15 protein-coding genes are annotated in these 17,628 nt (G+C 38.3%); 14 read left to right on the top strand and 1 reads right to left on the bottom strand.

Features of this window, described 5'->3' with window-relative positions:
* Positions 1 to 130 precede the first annotated feature (130 nt).
* Positions 131 to 922 carry a peroxide stress protein YaaA gene (gene yaaA, locus ACFOEK_RS04720; RefSeq protein ID WP_386716908.1) on the top strand — a complete coding sequence of 264 codons (792 nt, stop codon included), beginning with the start codon at positions 131 to 133 and terminating at the stop codon, positions 920 to 922.
* Positions 923 to 993: 71 nt separating this feature from the next.
* Here the strand turns inward: yaaA and ACFOEK_RS04715 are convergent, their stop codons facing one another.
* Entirely contained in the window at positions 994 to 1,251 is a 258-nt protein-coding gene (locus ACFOEK_RS04715; RefSeq protein ID WP_386716905.1) for a hypothetical protein, read from the bottom strand.
* Between the two features lie 243 nt (positions 1,252 to 1,494).
* Between ACFOEK_RS04715 and ACFOEK_RS04710 the strand changes: the two genes are divergently transcribed.
* The 13 genes from ACFOEK_RS04710 to ACFOEK_RS04650 all read left to right on the top strand — a co-directional run bounded on the left by ACFOEK_RS04710 (position 1,495) and on the right by ACFOEK_RS04650 (position 17,623).
* The gene (locus tag ACFOEK_RS04710; RefSeq protein ID WP_386716902.1) at positions 1,495 to 4,761 is read left to right on the top strand and encodes an SLBB domain-containing protein; all 3,267 of its coding nucleotides are present in this window, start codon (positions 1,495 to 1,497) and stop codon (positions 4,759 to 4,761) included.
* 92 nt (positions 4,762 to 4,853) lie between these two features.
* The gene (locus ACFOEK_RS04705; protein WP_386716899.1) at positions 4,854 to 5,840 is read left to right on the top strand and encodes a Wzz/FepE/Etk N-terminal domain-containing protein; all 987 of its coding nucleotides are present in this window, start codon (positions 4,854 to 4,856) and stop codon (positions 5,838 to 5,840) included.
* Between the two features lie 27 nt (positions 5,841 to 5,867).
* A complete protein-coding gene (locus ACFOEK_RS04700) occupies positions 5,868 to 8,012 on the top strand; it encodes a YjbH domain-containing protein (RefSeq protein WP_386716897.1) in 2,145 nt (714 codons plus the stop codon).
* Between the two features lie 18 nt (positions 8,013 to 8,030).
* On the top strand, positions 8,031 to 9,305 hold the full coding sequence (gene tviB / locus ACFOEK_RS04695) for a Vi polysaccharide biosynthesis UDP-N-acetylglucosamine C-6 dehydrogenase TviB (protein WP_386716894.1): 1,275 nt from the start codon (positions 8,031 to 8,033) through the stop codon (positions 9,303 to 9,305).
* Positions 9,306 to 9,324: 19 nt separating this feature from the next.
* Positions 9,325 to 10,350 carry an NAD-dependent epimerase/dehydratase family protein gene (locus tag ACFOEK_RS04690; RefSeq protein ID WP_386716891.1) on the top strand — a complete coding sequence of 342 codons (1,026 nt, stop codon included), beginning with the start codon at positions 9,325 to 9,327 and terminating at the stop codon, positions 10,348 to 10,350.
* Complete coding sequence (gene rfbB / locus ACFOEK_RS04685; protein ID WP_386716888.1) at positions 10,347 to 11,402, top strand: dTDP-glucose 4,6-dehydratase; 1,056 nt, start codon at positions 10,347 to 10,349, stop codon at positions 11,400 to 11,402. The genes ACFOEK_RS04690 and rfbB overlap by 4 nt, the downstream gene beginning before the upstream one ends.
* A 20-nt stretch (positions 11,403 to 11,422) precedes the next feature.
* Positions 11,423 to 12,298 carry a glucose-1-phosphate thymidylyltransferase RfbA gene (gene rfbA, locus ACFOEK_RS04680; RefSeq protein WP_386716885.1) on the top strand — a complete coding sequence of 292 codons (876 nt, stop codon included), beginning with the start codon at positions 11,423 to 11,425 and terminating at the stop codon, positions 12,296 to 12,298.
* The gene (rfbC, locus tag ACFOEK_RS04675) at positions 12,295 to 12,846 is read left to right on the top strand and encodes a dTDP-4-dehydrorhamnose 3,5-epimerase (protein WP_386716882.1); all 552 of its coding nucleotides are present in this window, start codon (positions 12,295 to 12,297) and stop codon (positions 12,844 to 12,846) included. Before rfbA ends, rfbC begins: the two co-directional genes overlap by 4 nt.
* Complete coding sequence (locus ACFOEK_RS04670) at positions 12,843 to 13,823, top strand: hypothetical protein (RefSeq protein WP_386716879.1); 981 nt, start codon at positions 12,843 to 12,845, stop codon at positions 13,821 to 13,823. The genes rfbC and ACFOEK_RS04670 overlap by 4 nt, the downstream gene beginning before the upstream one ends.
* Entirely contained in the window at positions 13,820 to 14,956 is a 1,137-nt protein-coding gene (locus ACFOEK_RS04665; protein WP_386716876.1) for a DegT/DnrJ/EryC1/StrS family aminotransferase, read from the top strand. The genes ACFOEK_RS04670 and ACFOEK_RS04665 overlap by 4 nt, the downstream gene beginning before the upstream one ends.
* A complete protein-coding gene (locus tag ACFOEK_RS04660; RefSeq protein WP_386716873.1) occupies positions 14,953 to 15,495 on the top strand; it encodes an acyltransferase in 543 nt (180 codons plus the stop codon). The genes ACFOEK_RS04665 and ACFOEK_RS04660 overlap by 4 nt, the downstream gene beginning before the upstream one ends.
* A complete protein-coding gene (locus tag ACFOEK_RS04655; RefSeq protein WP_386716870.1) occupies positions 15,495 to 17,195 on the top strand; it encodes an N-acetylneuraminate synthase family protein in 1,701 nt (566 codons plus the stop codon). The genes ACFOEK_RS04660 and ACFOEK_RS04655 overlap by 1 nt, the downstream gene beginning before the upstream one ends.
* Positions 17,192 to 17,623, top strand: a complete 432-nt coding sequence (locus tag ACFOEK_RS04650) for a hypothetical protein (RefSeq protein ID WP_386716867.1) — start codon at positions 17,192 to 17,194, stop codon at positions 17,621 to 17,623. Before ACFOEK_RS04655 ends, ACFOEK_RS04650 begins: the two co-directional genes overlap by 4 nt.
* Positions 17,624 to 17,628: the final 5 nt, after the last annotated feature.

Raw genomic sequence — 17,628 nt, 5'->3', positions numbered from 1 at the left:
TGTTCATTAAAAGTTTTTCCCTTACATCCGGGCGTTAGTTTTGTAAACTTGCCTGTACATTGAAACCCGATCTCAATGGTCGGGTTTTGTTTGTCTGGAATATTGGAATTTTCATATAGGAAGATCAAAAATGTTAATGGTGATCTCACCAGCGAAGACGCTGGACTACGAAACACAACCAACCACTAACAAATTTACTCAGCCCTTGTTTCTGGAAGACTCGGCGGAGTTGGTTAATGTACTCAAAGAAAAGTCTCCTACCGATATTTCAGAGTTAATGAAAATCAGTGCAAAGCTGGGTGAGCTGAATGCTAATCGATTCCAGGAGTGGCAAGCGCCATTTGATCAAGCACAACTTGAAGGCCTAACTGTGAAACAGGCTGTGTTGGCGTTTAAAGGTGATGTATACACAGGCTTGGATGCTACAACACTATCGGATGAACAATTAGACTTTACTCAGAATCATCTTCGTATTCTGTCTGGCTTATATGGCATCCTTAAGCCACTGGATTTAATTCGTCCATATCGCCTTGAGATGGGTACCAAGCTAGAAAACGGCCGAGGTAAAAACCTCTATGAATTCTGGGGTGACAATAATGTGGACTACATTAATCAGCAGCTGGAGGTTCAAGGCTCTGATGAGTTGGTGAACCTTGCTTCAACCGAATACTTCAAGTCAGTTAACACCAAGAAGCTTAAAGGCAAGCTGATCACACCAGTCTTTAAAGACGAGAAAAACGGTAAATACAAAATTATTAGTTTCTACGCCAAGAAGGCGCGTGGTTTGATGGTGCGCTATGCGGTGGATCACCAGATCACTAAAGCAGAAGATTTGAAGAAGTTTAACTATCAGGGGTATCAGTATGCACCTGAAGAATCTACTGCGAATGAGTGGGTGTTTAAACGCTCCGAAGAGAAGTAGTGACCTGAATACAGATAGATGGATACAAGCAAAAAAACCCCGTAAAACGGGGTTTTTTTGCTACCTAACTATTACTGAGTTGAAGTAGTAATGCTAGTGCTGGTTTCTTCTGAATCGGAAGCTGCAGCAACTGATGCACCAACTGCAACAGCAGCTGCACCGATAGCAGCAGTACCAGCTGCTGCAGCGCCAGCCGCCGCACCAGCCGCACCGCCAGCACCTGCACCGCCGCTAGCAGCTGCACCACCAGCAGAACCCCCGCTTTCAGCAACAGCTGCTGTTGAGAGTGCGAGCATAGCAGCGAAGATAGAAGCAACTAATTTTTTCATCTTTTTTCCTTATTTTTTAACAAGTTAATATTGGCCAATATTAAGGTCACTCCGTGCCTTAATACGCTAATAACAGCACAAAAAATAGCTGATTTCCAATCAAAATGTAAAAAAATACAGAATCTTCGCGGTCGAGATTGATTACTTAAGAAGAAACAGTGTAAATTTATCGGCTCACAAGAGATCTAGATGGTTATCTAGGCTTTTTAGATATAGTTAATGAAGTTTCAGGGATAGAAAGTTATGTATCTTCATCGGTTGGTTGGTTATGCGTTATTTATATTTTTAATGTTTCTTAAAGTCTTACCGACCTTTGCAAGTAACTCTTCGGTACCTCCTCAATATCAAGCTCTTTTCAGTACGCTTCCTGCAGATCAACAAGAGAAAGCTTTGAAAATGATTCAAAATCAAGACGCGGGAACTAATGAAAATTTTGTTCAGCCTAAGATATTTGAAAAAAGGCTTCCACAAGAAAGGGCTAATGCTGACCCTATAAACGGTGCTTTAGGAAGACAAGAATTAGATTCGTCTTTGCTTAAGCATTTGCCAGGTGATCTTGATAGTGGAGATTATACGCTTGAGCTAATACAAGCTATGGAAATTCAAGACCCGATTCTTCGTCAGATATACCTTAATAAAGCACGAGAAAATTATGAAAGACGAAAAAATGATCCGTTTTCTGAATTGAAAGCGTTCGGGTATGATTTGTTTGCTTCATCTCCGACCACGTTTGCCCCCGCTACTGACATACCTGTTCCTCAAGAATATATTATTGGCCCAGGCGATAAATTTGAAATCACACTTTTCGGGAAGGTAAGTGCTCAACATTCATTAGTTGTTCATCGTGATGGCAGTATTAATATTCCAAATCTGGGATTGGTTAGGGTTGGTGGGTTGGAATTTAAAGATGCCCGTGAGGTAATACTATCAAGAATTAAAAATCAAAAAATTGGAGTAACTGCAGTTGTTACCATGGGGGAATTGCGCTCGATGCGGGTTTTTGTATTGGGGGATGCATGGCAGCCAGGCTCTTATACCGTGAGTGCGCTTTCTACCATCTCTCATGCAATTATGGTTAGCGGCGGTGTCAAAGAGAGTGGTTCATTGCGTAAAATTCAGTTAAAACGTAATGGTGAGGTGGTTACTGAATTCGATTTGTATGATTTTTTGCTAAAAGGTGATACTTCTAAAGATCTGAAACTTTTGCCTGGGGATGCGGTATTTATTCCACCTGTTGGTTCGATTATATCTGTTGCGGGGGAAGTGAATCGCCCTGCGATTTATGAGTTGAAAGATGAGCAAAGGTTACAAGAAGTAATTGATCTTGCTGGAGGATTAAAACCTACGGCTGATCAGGGTTATGTTCAATTGCATCGTATTAAAAATGGAAAGCAGCAAGAATTATTGGATTTAGATACCTCTAAACTCGTAAGTCTTGAGACAAAAGTGAAGTCTGGCGATAAATTAATAGCTTACTCTGTAATTGATCACTTCGAACAGGTGGTAACAATACAAGGGCATGTAAAGCGTGAACGTCAATACCAATGGCGTAAAGGCTTGAGAGTTTCTGATGTGTTAGGTGATATATCAGTGTTTGAGGATCAGGTGGATCTTAGGTATGTTCTGCTTAAAAGAATAAATCCTGAAAGCCGTTCTATTGAGTTTTACTCCGTTAATTTAGTTCCTATCATTTTTGACTTTTTAAGTCCTCATAATATTGAACTTCAGCCAAGAGATGAGTTGACTGTATTGTCGCTGGATTCTAGTCGTTCGGAACAGCTAGAGCCGATTACGACAGAACTTAAATATCAATCAAGTGCCTTCGAGTTGCCTTTGCTGGTTGAGGTGCAGGGAGCGGTAACAAATCCTGGTACATATCCATATCTAAAAGGTATGAATCTATCAGATCTTTTTGAAACTGCAAAAGGTTATCAGCGTTCTGAGAGCGAGCCGTATAATTTATTTGGTGTTATTGAACGAGTAGATCCTCAGACTAAAAATAGAAGTTTTAAAACATTTTTGCCTTATCGAGTTTTGGTTAATTCAGATGATTTGTCTTTGCAGCCGGGTGATCGTGTATTTTTCTTTGATGAAAGTCATATTGGGTATCTTTCTTCTGCAGACATTCATGATGTTTTAAATGGTGAGGAGCCATCTTCGTTGAGGTTGAAATCTGATGGCATCTTGGTTACGAAGCAATTGCAAGAGCAAACCGATGCTCTTTTGAAAAAGAAGCAGCAGGGCGTTATGCCTGCCCAGGTTAGATCTCAGGTTTCTTCTTACCAAAATATTGATGACTCAGACTTTATCTCTCAAGAATCTAAAGATGCGATTACTGGCTTGTGCAAGGGGTTAATTCAGCTGGCTGAAGTAGTTAACAGTGAAGGTGGTAGCCGTATTAAGCGAGCTATTGCAACTCAATCAACAGCAGAACAGGTTTCTTTAAAAAATGTAATGCAATGCCCTGATATCTATGAGGAATATCCATATTTATTGCCAATGCTAATGGAATATGTGGTTGCAGTTCAGGGAGAGTCTCGAGAACCAGGTTTGTATCCATTAGCTGAGCCTGTGGATGCTGCTTTTATGATCGAGGCTTTGGGGGGGATAACTCAAGATGGTGATTTATCAATAGTTGAAATTGCAAGCGTACGTAATACAGCTAGTAATGGACAGATTTTTAGAAATCTAGACTTAGTTGTTGGCTCTCATCAGGCTTTTCCTGGCGATATTATCAGTGTTCGGCCGAAAGAAACTCAAGTTGAAAAAGGTGTAGTTAAGCTTGCTGGTGAGTTTGTGTATCCAGGTGTATATAGTTTTAGGAAAGGGGAGACGTTGTCTCAACTTATTACTCGTGCTGGTGGTTTGACTAAAGATGCGTATCCTTATGGGGCGGTATTTACCAGAGAAAGTACTCGTAAGTTGGAACAAAAAGCTTTTAAACGTGCTGCTGAAGAGTTGAATAGTGCATTGTTTACTGCGATTGCCAGTGGAACCTTTAAATCTGCAGGCGGGGCAGATGGGATTGCCATGTTGCAAAGTTTGACTTCGGAGCTCGAGGAAACAGAAGCGCTTGGGCGTATTGTTGTAGAGGCTGATCCTTCTATTTTAGATGTTCGACCTGAACTGGATATTAAATTAGAAGTCGGTGATACCTTGTTTATGCCTAAGCGTACAAGGACTGTTTCTGTGGTTGGTCAGGTTCTTAATCCTGGTACTTTATTGTTCGACCCAGAGCAGAATGCCATTGATTATTTGGATCAGTCTGGTGGATATAGTGAGTCGGCGGATGAAGATCGTGTGTTTATTGTTTTGCCAAATGGCAGTGCTCGTAGCTTACAGGCATCATGGTGGAATTATAAGCCTACTAATATTCCTCCAGGGTCGACAATCATTGTTCCTCGAGATGCGAGACCAGTTGATTGGTTGGCGTTAACTCAGAGTGTTACTAGTATCGCTTCTCAGTTAGCGATTACAGCTGCCTCACTGGCAACAATTTCTGATAATTAGTAGTGCTAAAGTGAAGTAGCTTCCTTTTGCAATCTTTTGCAATGAATTTATACCCTATTGAGTAAATAGAGTAAGTAGTGAATATAAGGTTTATGAATAAGCAATTAACTCAAAATTCTGAAAGTAGTACACCTTATTCTGTGCAGTCTCAAGAAGAGGTTGATCTCCTTCAGCTTTGGCAGGCTATATGGTCTCAAAAGTTGAAAGTTATTTTAATTACTGTAGTTTTTGCTGTGGGAAGTGTATTTTTTGCGCTCTCACAGCCTAACCTGTATAAATCTGAAGCGTTATTGGCACCGGCGGTTGATGATAAGTCTAGCTCAGGTTTGGGGGCTTTGGCTGGTCAATTTGGAGGCTTGGCTTCGTTGGCTGGTGTTAATTTATCCTCAACTGGAAATAATAAAACTGAGGAAGCGTTAGCTATTCTTAAGTCCAGAGAATTTATTACCCAGTTTGTTCGTAAAAATAATATTCTAATTCCTTTGTTTGCTCTTCAGCCTGTTCGATTTTCTAAGGGCGTTGCCTTAGATCCTAATATATATGATATGTCAACAAATACCTGGGTAAGAGAGGTTCAGTCACCTTATACGGCTGAACCAACGGACTGGGAGATATATAAATCTTTTTCAGAGATTTTAACTGTATCGACCGACAAGCAAACGGGATTGGTAAACGTCTCTATTGAATGGTATGTTCCGGAGCAAGCTCAGGCATGGGTTACTTTATTAATTAAAGGTTTAAATGAACATATAAAGAATCGTGATGTTAGTGAAGCACAAAAGAGTATTGCGTTTATTAGAGAAAAGATTAAAGAGGTAAGTTTGCTTGATATGCAAACCATCTTTTTTAATCTGATTGAAGCGCAAGGGAAAACTATTATGTTGGCTGAGGTTCGGGACGAATATGCTTTCCGGACTATTGATCCTGCAGTAGTGCCTCTTGAGAAGTCGAGACCGAAACGTGCTTTGATGTGTGTGTTTGGTTCTTTACTAGGAGGAATGTTGGGTACCTTAATAGCGTTGGTTTCTTATTTTGTTAAAAAACGCTTAGAAGCCAAACCGATGAATATTGCTAATTAGTCAGTATTAAAAAGGATTTAACTTAGCGTGCCGGACGCCGTTATTAAAGGTATTGATTGTAAACTAGCATTTTGGTCGTTTTTACTTTCAATATATAGTTGTGTATCTGTTGCCGATAATGAGCTTATGGATGAGCCTGTTCGTATGACTCATTCTGACTTTGGTGGTGTTGGCTTATTACAAACGCCTACTGCTCGCCATTCTCCAGATGGTAACTTTAACGCTAACTTTTCACATGCCTCTCCCTATAATCGTACCTCTATCTCAGCTCAAGTTTTACCTTGGTTGGAGGGAACTGTTCGCTATACAGCAATTACTAATCGACGGTACAGTCGAGATGAAGAATTTTCTGGCTCTCAGACTTATAAAGATCGAGGTTTTGATTTAAAAACTCGTCTATGGTCCGAGCAAAAAAAAATTCCTGAAGTCTCGATCGCCTTTTATGACTTTTTAGGGACAGGATTATTTAGTTCTGAGTTTCTTCTTGCTTCAAAGCGCTATTATGACTTTGATTTCTCTTTGGGTTTAGCTTGGGGGTATGCTGGCACGGGAGGTGGTATTAAAAACCCGTTGACGTTTTTAAGTGATCGCTTTCAGAGCAGAGAGAGAGATGTAGGTGAGGGCGGAGATGTCTCTTTAGGTCAATACTTTTCGGGGGAGGAGATTGCCTTAATTGGGGGAGTAGAGTATGCCCCTTCAGGTAGTGATTGGGCATTTAAGTTAGAAATTGAAGGTAATGACTATACTCAAGAGTCTTCTGATCTCGATGGTCAAGCTAACAACGATGGTGATTTTGTTCAAAACTACCCTGTAAACTTAGGGGTAATTTATCGTTTAAATGATCTGTTTCGAGTGCAAGTTGGTTGGGAGCGCGGTGATACCCTGATGGCAGGCATTCAACTGGGGATGAATCTAGGCTCTGATGAAGCGATGATGCCAAAATTCGATAATCTGCCAGAACGAATTTTTGAAAAGCAAGGCAATAATTATCGCCCAGTTAATGAAGCCTTAATTTCGAAGGGGAAAAAAGATCAAATACAGGCTCGGCTTGCTGCTGAAAAAATAATGATATCAGCTATCGATGCTACAAATAACCAGATAACTGTTTATGCTAGTCAAAAGCGCTTTCGTGATCAGGCGGATGCAGTAGGCCGAGCTACTCGTATTTTGATTAATGAGTTACCGTCTACGCTTTCGAGTGTTCGGTATATCAGCAAAGAAGGTTTGCTGAATACAAGTCAAGTTGATGTTTATGTCGAGCCTTTTAAAGAGGCTATAAGAGATGAAGTCGAAGGTGGCTTTAATAAGGCTTACATGCGTCTGAGTGAGGCTCCTGTTGACTATCAGAACGCGGAAAAGTTAGTGGATTATCCTACATTTGATTGGCGAATTCGACCTATTTTTTCTCCTAGTTTTGGTGCGCCAGAGGCCTTCGTTTTGTACCAATTTTGGTTGAAGTTTACTGCTGATTTTCGTTTTACTGATAATCTGTCCCTGAATAATGTCTTTGGTGTGGATATAGCCAATAATTACAACAAATTAGAAGTTGAATCTGATTCGGTTTTACCTCATGTGCGTTCTGATGTTGCAAAATATGCGGAAGAGGGGGCAACCGGAATTAAGCGTATGCAAATGGATTATATCTGGAAGCCGTCCAAGGTAAGTTATGCTCGCCTATCGTCTGGTCTCTTTGAAACGATGTTTGGCGGAGTAGGGGGGGAGTATTTGTACAAACCCGTTAAGAGCCGATTAGCAATTGGTATTGATGCTAATTACGTAAAACAACGTAGTTATCAGCAGCTTATTGAATTTAGGGATTACACTGTAGCCACTGGCCATTTCACTCTGTATTATGATGCGCCTATCAGTAATATCTTAGCCAAGGTAAGTACTGGGCGCTACTTAGCTGGGGATCTAGGTACCACTATCGATGTTAGTAGGAAATTTAAAACTGGGGTGGTGATGGGCGGCTGGTCTACGTTTACTGATGTGTCCTCTGAAGAATTTGGTGAGGGAAGCTTTGATAAAGGGATTTATATAGAATTTCCGTTGGATCTTTTCTTTGTTGAATCCCGTAAAGATAGCCTAAGAGCCTCATGGAGCCCTATTACTAGAGATGGTGGGCAGAAGCTTAACTTAGGTAATCAATTATACACTCTTGTAAACCCATAAGAATTAAGAACGACGGATATGAATGTAAGAGATGCAAGAATTGCAATTGTTGGTTTAGGTTATGTAGGTTTGCCCTTAGCGGTAGAATTTGGAAAGAAATATCAAACAATAGGTTTTGATATCAATGAGCAAAGAGTAGCTGAGCTTGTTGCTGGTGTGGATTCTACTTTAGAGTGTTCAATTGAAGAATTAAATCAATCATCTAATTTGTCTTATAGTTCTAAAATTGAGGACTTAGCTAATTATAATGTTTTTATTGTTACGGTGCCTACACCTATAGATAAACACAACCAACCAGATTTAACACCTCTTATTAAAGCTAGTGAAATGCTTGGTAGGGTAATTAAACGTGGTGATGTGATTGTCTATGAGTCGACGGTCTATCCAGGAGCAACTGAAGAAATATGTTTACCTATTATTGAGAAGTTTTCTGAATTATTTTTGAATAAAGACTTCTATGCCGGATATTCTCCTGAGCGAATCAATCCTGGTGATAAAGATCATAGGGTGACTAATATATTAAAGGTAACTAGTGGTTCAACTCCTGAAGCTGCTGACTTTGTTGACGCCATTTATGCGTCAATAGTTACTGCCGGAACTCATAAAGCTTCTTCAATCAAAGTTGCTGAGGCTGCTAAGGTTATTGAAAACACCCAACGTGATGTAAATATTGCATTGATTAATGAGCTCTCTATTATTTTTAACAAACTTGGTATTGATACATTAGAGGTATTAGAGGCTGCAGGTACTAAGTGGAATTTCTTACCATTTCGGCCAGGTTTGGTTGGCGGCCATTGTATTGGAGTTGATCCATATTATCTTACGCATAAGGCTCAAAGTGTAGGTTACCACCCTGAAATGATTTTAGCTGGCCGTCGATTAAATGATGGCATGGGACAATATGTTGTGTCTCAGCTTGTTAAACAAATGGTAAAACAGCGTATTCATGTCGAAGGCGCAAAAGTCTTGATTATGGGGTTAACTTTTAAAGAAAACTGCCCGGATCTACGGAATACTAAAGTTGTTGATATTGTTGAAGAGTTAAAAGAGTACAATATTGAAGCGGATATTGTTGACCCTTGGTGCTCTAATGACGAAGCTAAACACGAGTATAGTTTAGAGCTAACTAAGAGCCCTGTTTCTGGAACTTATGATGCTATCATTCTCGCTGTCGCTCATGAGGAGTTTAAATCGCTAGGTGCTGATCATATACATAAGCTAGGTAAAGGAAATCATGTGCTTTACGATCTGAAATATGTTTTACCAAAAAATGAAGTAGATATGCGCCTATAGTCGATTGGATGAATGATTAATGAGTCGTTACGAAGAAATAAAAATGCAGCTGGCGCAAGAACCTAAAGTTTGGTTGGTTACCGGCGTCGCAGGATTTATTGGTTCTAATTTATTAGAAACCTTGTTATTGCTGGATCAAAAAGTGGTTGGGCTTGATAACTTTTCTACAGGCCATCAGTACAATTTAGATGAAGTAGAAAAAGTCGTTTCGGATAGTCAATGGAATAACTTTATATTCATCAATGGTGATATAAGAGATTATGGAGGTTGTGCTAGAGCAGTCGAGGGTGTTGACCATGTTTTGCATCAGGCGGCACTAGGGTCTGTTCCCCGTTCAATAACAGATCCTTTAATGACAAATTCCGCAAATATAACTGGTTTTTTAAACCTTCTACATGCAGCAAAAGAAGCTGGTGTCAAAAGTTTTACTTATGCCGCAAGTAGTTCTACATATGGTGATCATCCTGAGTTACCCAAAACGGAAGAAAATATAGGTAATCCTTTATCTCCTTACGCAGTAACTAAATATGTAAATGAGCTCTATGCTAGTGTATACGCGCGGACTTATGAATTTAATTGTATCGGTTTAAGATACTTTAATGTTTTTGGAAAGAGGCAGGATCCTAATGGTGCATATGCAGCTGTGATTCCAAAGTGGACAGCATCTATAATCCAAGGTGAAGATGTTTTCATTAATGGTGATGGAGAAACAAGTCGGGACTTTTGTTTTATTGAAAACGTTATCCAAATGAATCTTCTTGCTGCTTTAGCTGATGAGGAGGGAAAAAACGAGGTTTATAATGTTGCAGTGGGTGACAGAACAACTCTAAATGAGCTATGTGAGGCGATTTTTACTGCATTAGAAGAGAATGGAATTTATTCTGATTCTAAAAGAATTTATAGGGATTTTCGAGTTGGTGATGTTCGTCACTCTCAGGCCAATATATCAAAGGCTCAGTCCAGGTTAGGTTATCAGCCTTCTTATCGCATTAAAGAAGGGATTAGTATCGCAATGCCATGGTACAAGGAGTTTTTGTCCAGATGAAAAAGCTTTTGATAACAGGTGGCGCTGGATTTATTGGTTCTGCTTTGATTAGGTATTTAATTAATAATACAGAGTATCGTGTGGTTAATGTTGACAACTTGACCTACGCAGGAAATCTTGAATCGCTTGCTGAGATTGAAAATAATGAACGCTACTCATTTCATAAAATAGATATATTGGATAAAAGTTCATTAGATGGTCTTCTCGAAATTGAGCGGCCTAATGTAATAATGCACCTAGCGGCAGAAAGTCATGTTGATCGTTCGATCGATGGGCCGGGTGACTTCATTGGGACTAACATTGTTGGTACTTATACCTTGCTTGAATCTGCGCGAAAGTTTTGGAAAAAGTCGGGTGACGCAAGTTTTCGTTTTCATCATATCTCCACAGACGAAGTATATGGTGATTTAGGACCTGGAGGGCTCTTTACAGAAGATACTCCTTATGCCCCAAGTTCACCTTATTCTGCAAGTAAAGCAAGTTCAGACCACTTGGTTCGTGCATGGTATCGAACCTATGGCTTGCCAGTAGTTATTACTAACTGTTCAAATAATTATGGACCTTTCCAGTTTCCTGAAAAACTGATACCGGTGATTATACTAAATGCTCTAGCGGGTAAACCTCTGCCTGTTTATGGTAACGGTTCTCAAGTTCGCGATTGGTTATTTGTTGATGATCATGCTCGTGCATTAATAGAAGTAGCTACTAAGGGTATTCTTGGTGAAACGTACAATATTGGCGGTCATAATGAAAAAAAGAACATAGAGGTAGTGTATACGATTTGTAATATTTTAGACGAGTTATATCCTGATAAGCCAAACGGTATAGAAAAGTATAGTGATCTCATTTCGTTCGTAAAAGATCGTCCTGGTCACGATGTTCGTTATGCCATTGATGCTAAGAAAATTCAAAATGATTTGGGCTGGGTGCCTCAAGAAACATTCGATACTGGCATCCGAAAGACAGTTTTATGGTATTTGAATAATATTGAGTGGGTCGAACATATACTAGATGGTTCTTATCAAGATAAGCGAGTAGGTCTTAGTCTGTAATTTGAATTCGAAGGAAAGTTATGAAAGGAATAATTTTAGCTGGTGGAACGGGATCTCGCTTATTTCCGATTACTCAAGGTGTATCTAAACAGTTACTGCCCATTTATGATAAGCCCATGATTTATTATCCTCTTTCAGTATTAATGCTGGCAGGGATAAGGGATATCTTGATTATTACAACTCAAGAAGATTCGCTTTCATTTAAGCAGCTATTAGGTGATGGTAGGCGCTTTGGAGTGAATTTGCAGTACAAGGTCCAAGATAAGCCGAATGGTATTGCAGAGGCATTCATTATCGGAGAGGAGTTTATTGGTTTCGATAGTGTTTCGTTAGTTTTAGGCGATAATATTTTCTTTGGTCAGCACTTTTCAGATAACTTGCTAAGAGCTGTAAACAACAGAGATAGTGCAACAGTTTTTGCTTACCATGTTAATAACCCAACCCAATTTGGTGTTGTTGCGTTTGATGAGAATCTTAATATAACCTCAATAGAAGAAAAGCCTGAAAATCCTAAGTCTAATTATGCTTTAACGGGCTTGTATTTCTATGATAACGATGTTGTTTCATACTCTAAACAGATTACTCCTTCGGCGAGAAATGAGTTAGAAATAACATCCATTAATCAGATTTATCTAGAAGAAAAGAAACTACGCGTTGAGTTGCTAGGGCGTGGCTTTGCATGGCTGGATACTGGGACGCACCAAAGCTTATTGGATGCTGGCAACTTTGTTCAGACCATCGAAGCAAGACAAGGCTTTAAGATCGCGTGCTTGGAAGAAATTGCTTTTAATAAAGGCTGGTTAGAGAAAGACGCAGTTTTGGAAATTGCTAAAAGTTATGCAAAGAATAGCTATGGTCTATATCTCAGAAAAATAGTTGAGGAAGACTGTAAATGAAAGTAATAGAAACAGAGCTTGAAGGCTTAAAGATCATCGAACCAGAGGTGTTTGGTGATGATCGAGGATTTTTTTTAGAAACTTTTCAGCAGGAAAGATTTAATAGTTTGGTTGCTGAACGGGTCTTTGTGCAGGATAACCACTCTTTTTCTACGAAAAATATTCTAAGGGGGATACATCTCCAGAAGCACTTACCTCAGGGAAAGTTAGTGAGAGTTGTGGAAGGAGAAGTTTTTGATGTAGCCGTGGACTTAAGGCCGGATAGTAAAACTTTTGGTCAGTGGTTTGGCTTAGTTCTGTCAGGAGAAAATAAGAAGCAAATGTGGTTGCCTGAGGGCTTTGGGCATGGCTTCTTGGTTATGTCTGAAACTGCACATTTTGAATATAAATGTACTTCTTTTTATTCCCCTGATGATGAACTGTGTATGGCTTGGAATGATCCAACTGTTTCTATTGATTGGCCAATTCACAGCTGCCCGGTCTTATCTGAAAAGGATCAAAAAGGTGTGAAGCTAATTGATTTGAAGAAAACCTTGTTGGATTTATGAAGAAAAATATATTGGTTATAGGCCCTAAGTTCTTTGGTTATAGTGAAGCAATTCGGAGTCAGTTAGAAAAATATGGTAATAAAACTTTTTTTTTAAACGAACGAATTGGCGATGACTTAATGTCTAAGGTTGTAGTTAGATTAGGACTTCGATTCTTATTTAATAATCGGCTAAACGCTCATTTTTTAGATGTTATGTCGTTAATAGATAGAGAGAATATTGATGAGGTTCTTGTTTTAAACCCGGAGACATTTACTAATGAGCAGTATAAAAAAATAAAAGATAAAGTTCTGGGTAGATTTTTGATGTATTTTTGGGATTCTTTTAAAAATAAACCTGTTTTCAATGCTTATATAAGTGATTTTAAAAGTAATATTGTTACTTTTGATTATGTTGATAGTCATAAATATGGTGTTGAGCATTTGCCTCTATTTTACACTGAGGACTATTATCCTGTTCCTTCTAAAGATTCTAGATATGACTTTTGTAGTGTGTGTACGATTCATAGTGAACGCATAAAATACTTATCTGATATCAATGATGTGGCTAAAAAAAATAACAAGAGCTGCTACTTTCATCTTTATTACAATAGCTATTTACAGCTTCTTTTAAAGTCTTTAACTCATCCTTTCTCTGTCTATAAGCTTAGATGCTATCTGACAAATAAAAAAATATCTCATGAGCAAATTAATGAGCTGTTTAATCTGAGTAAGGTCGTATTGGATGTTACTCATCCGAATCAAACTGGCTTGACTTCTAGAACATTAGAGAGTTTAGGTTCCGGACAAACTCTTATCACTACAAATAAATATATCAGGAAGTATCCAATATTTAAAGATAGCGTACTATTTATTGATCGGGATAACTTGGAGTCTGGTTTGGAAAGTATTGACAAACTAAAAAGAATGGATCCTGAAGTTATTCAGGAATATCGCTTGGATAACTGGATAAATAAGCTAATAGGTTTCGTAAAATGATTAATGTTTTTGAACCATCTGTGGGTATAGAAGATTCTAACAGAGTAAGTGACGTACTTGAATCTAAATGGATTGGCGCAGGTCCTCATGTAAAGGCCTTTAGGGAAGAACTTTCAGTAGAGTTTGGTGTAGAGAAAGACAGAGTTCTTCTAACAAATAGCTGTTCGGCTGGTTTGATGGTTTTGCCTTATTTATTTGACCTAAAAGCCGGTGATTCAGTAATCATGCCTACGATTAGTTTTCCTAGTCTAGCTAATTCGTTCAAGCGTTTGGATATCACGATTAAGTTTTGCGATGTGGATAAGAGAACAGGAAATGTTACTCTAGACTGTTTTAGAGATCTTGTCGATGCTACAACTAAAGCTATTATCGTTACTCACTACGGTGGAACACCTGTTGAACTGGAAGAAATTAAGGTATTTGCAAGTAGTAGAAATATTTATGTTATAGAAGATACTGCTTGTGCTATTAAATCTTTTGATAGCCAAGGAAGAAGAGTAGGTACTTATTCAGATTGTGCAATATGGTCTTTCGATGCGATGAAGACTTTAACTTGTGGAGATGGAGGTATGATGATTCTTCGTGATCAAGCGCTACGAGATAAGGCGTCTGAGTTACTGTATCTAGGGTTACCTGCTAGTGATAAATCTGGTCTGGACAAAAGCGGTAGTGGCGACAGTATGTGGTGGGAGTATGATATTTTAAGGCCTGGATCTCGAGATATCATGAATGACATTTTAGCTGCTATTGGACGAGAACAGTTATCAAAGTTAGATCAATACATCGAAAGACGAAAAAAAATAGCTACATTCTATTGTGAAGAGTTGGGTTCTATTAAAGAAGTTAAAGTTCTCTCGCAAGAATTGAATGATTCTGATGTTTCGCATTATTTTTTTACAATAGAAACTGCTAAAAGAAATGAGCTTGCAAGATTTTTAAAAGATAATAATGTATATACTACGTTTAGATATTGGCCTCTACATAAAACAACTTTATATAAGGATGTAGATTCGAAATTTCCTAATGCTGAATATATGGCAGCTAACTGTCTAAATTTACCGATTCATCAGAATTTGTCTGATGCTAATATAAGTCTAGTTGTTCAATTGATTAAAAGTTTTTTTGAAGAATGAGTCAGTTCCATAAGTACTTTAAACCCCGTTTTAGAGATCTGCTGATAACTAAAGTTATAAGATTACTTGGAGTTGATATAGGGAAAGACTCCTATGTGATTTTTGGAGCCAAACTGTCGAGATTTATAAAAAAAATAAAGATAGGCTCTTCAACTGTTGTTAAGTCTAATGCTGACTTATGTGTTTGTAATCCGGATGCAAAAATTACAATTGGTAATGAAACAACTATAGGTAATTATACGTTTGTTTATTCATCTAAGGGCATAGATATAGGTAATCGATGCTTAATTGCGCCATTTGTTTATATTGTAGATAGTAATCATGGTATTGAACGAGCCGAACCAATTAGGTATCAAGAAAATATAGCGAAGAAAATAAAAATAGCCGATGACGTTTGGATTGGGGCTCACTCGATAATTACGGCTGGGAGTAATATTGGTGAGGGCGCTGTTATTGCTGCGAATAGTGTTGTTAGGTCTGATATAGGTGCTTACGAAATATGGGCAGGTGTTCCGGCTAAGAAAATAGGTGATAGGTAATGAATAGAATTGTTTGTATTATTCCGGCTCGTATAACTAGCTCAAGGCTTCCTGGGAAACACTTGAAGCTAATTGGAGACGCGACTCTAATTGAAAATCAGTATACTGCGTTGATTAATGTTTTTCCAAACGAAGTAGAAATTAAATACGCTATTCCTGATGGTAAAGAAAATGATCTTTTGGCTATGTTTCTGAAGTCTAGAACAATCCCTTTCTACAGAGGTTCTGAAGAGGATGTATTTTCTCGAGTTCTTCTTGGGGTCGATAAAGATAAACATGACTGGTTGATTAGAATTAATGGCGATAATGTTTTTATTATTGATGAGCTGATCATGGCAGTTCTAAAGGAAATTAGTGATGATCAATATGATATGGTTTCAAACGTCAGCCCTAGAACTTATCCGAAGGGGTGTAGTATTGAAGCCATTAGAACATCTACTTTCTGTTGTGTAAATGAGAAGTATGACTTATCAGGCGATGATAGGGAACATGTAATGACTTACTTCTATAGGGAGCTAGATTCATCAAGAATTAAAAATATCGCCTTATTAAATGACTATTCTAATCATTCACTTTCTTTAGATACTTTCAAAGATTATCGAGTTGTTTCTAGAGTTATTCAAAAGTTTGGTAGCAAAATTAGTGAATGTGATCTAAAAAGTGTCTGTGAAGAGGTGAAATTATTTAACAGTGAGAACCCCTTTGCCGGTAAACATGGTCCTTTTATGATTGCTGAGGTAGGGGGAAATCATGAGGGAGATTTTGAGTATGCGAAGCGATTAGTAGAAGAGGCCTGTCTCTCTGATGCTGATTGTGTGAAATTACAGATATATTCGCCTGATTTACTTGTAAATAAATATTTAAGTCCCCAAAGGCATAAACATTTTGGTAAGTTTGCCTTAAGTACTAGTCAATATAAAGAATTGTTGAAAATAATTCGTGACTCCGGAAAGTCTGTCTCTGCCTCAGTTTGGTCTATTCAAGAACTGAATGAATTTATTGACGAGATAGATTTTATAAAAGTAGGTTCTGGTGATTTAACAGATGCATTGATGCTTAATGCTATTAGAGAAACTGGTAAGCCTGTTATTATCTCTACCGGCTTAGCGACTATAGATAATGTAGCCTTTGCGATACGTAAACTTGATCCAGAGGGTTCGCGTGGAGATGAACTTGGAATACTACAGTGTACGTCGATGTATCCTATTCCAAAGTTTGATGCAAATTTGAATGTAATGGATACCTTTGGACAAGCCTTTCCTCAATATTTAATTGGCTATTCTGATCATACAACAGATATTAATGCTCTATCGTATTCAGTAGCGGCTGGAGCGGAGATTTTAGAATTTCATTTTACTGATTGTAAGCATGACCGAGACTTTAGGGATCACCAGGTTTCGTTAACTTTGTCAGATGTCGAAGCGCTAGTTAAAAACGTAATTGAAATTAAAAGCTTACAAGGAGTGAAGGAAAAACAACCAGCTATATGTGAAGTTGTTAATGGACATGTCACGTCTTTCAGAAAAGGTGTTTTCTTAAACAAAGATTTGAAGTCGGGTGAAACGATTAAATATGAGGATTTAATTACATTACGCCCATGTGAAGGTATTTCAGCCTTGGATTCAGACAAAGTTGTTGGTTTAAAATTGAAAGCTGATATCAGTGCATATTGTAAGTTGGAGTGGGGGTTCTTTGAGTGATTGAGAACCGGGAAAATGTTGATGTTTCTGAATCAGCTCTTATTTCTGATAAAGCTACAATCAGGATTGATTCTGGAGGTTACTTAAAAGTACTGCCAGGTGCAAAAATAGATGATGATGTAAGAATTGTTATATCCTCAACCGGAAGTGTAACTATAGGTAGAAATTCGAAGATCGGGAAAGGCACAATGTTGAATTGTGGAGGTGAGATTCTTATTGAAGATAGTGTGTCTATCTATGGGTATTGCATTTTGCAATCTTCAATTTGGAGGATAGACGGAGAGAATAGACTTTATAAGCATGGAAAAGTACATTTGAAGGGAAAATCAATAATCTCTCCATATTGCTTACTAAGTATGGACTCTATAGTCGAGGAAAATGAAATAGTGCCTCCTTATTCAAAATTGGGTGTTTGGTTGAGTGATTAAGGTGT

Origin of the sequence: Litoribrevibacter euphylliae (assembly GCF_042646085.1) — a bacterium.
Classification (GTDB): Bacteria; Pseudomonadota; Gammaproteobacteria; order Pseudomonadales; family Litoribrevibacteraceae; genus Litoribrevibacter; species Litoribrevibacter euphylliae.
The sequence above is the reverse complement of the archived record's forward strand: the minus strand, read 5'-3'. Positions and strand labels throughout refer to the sequence as shown.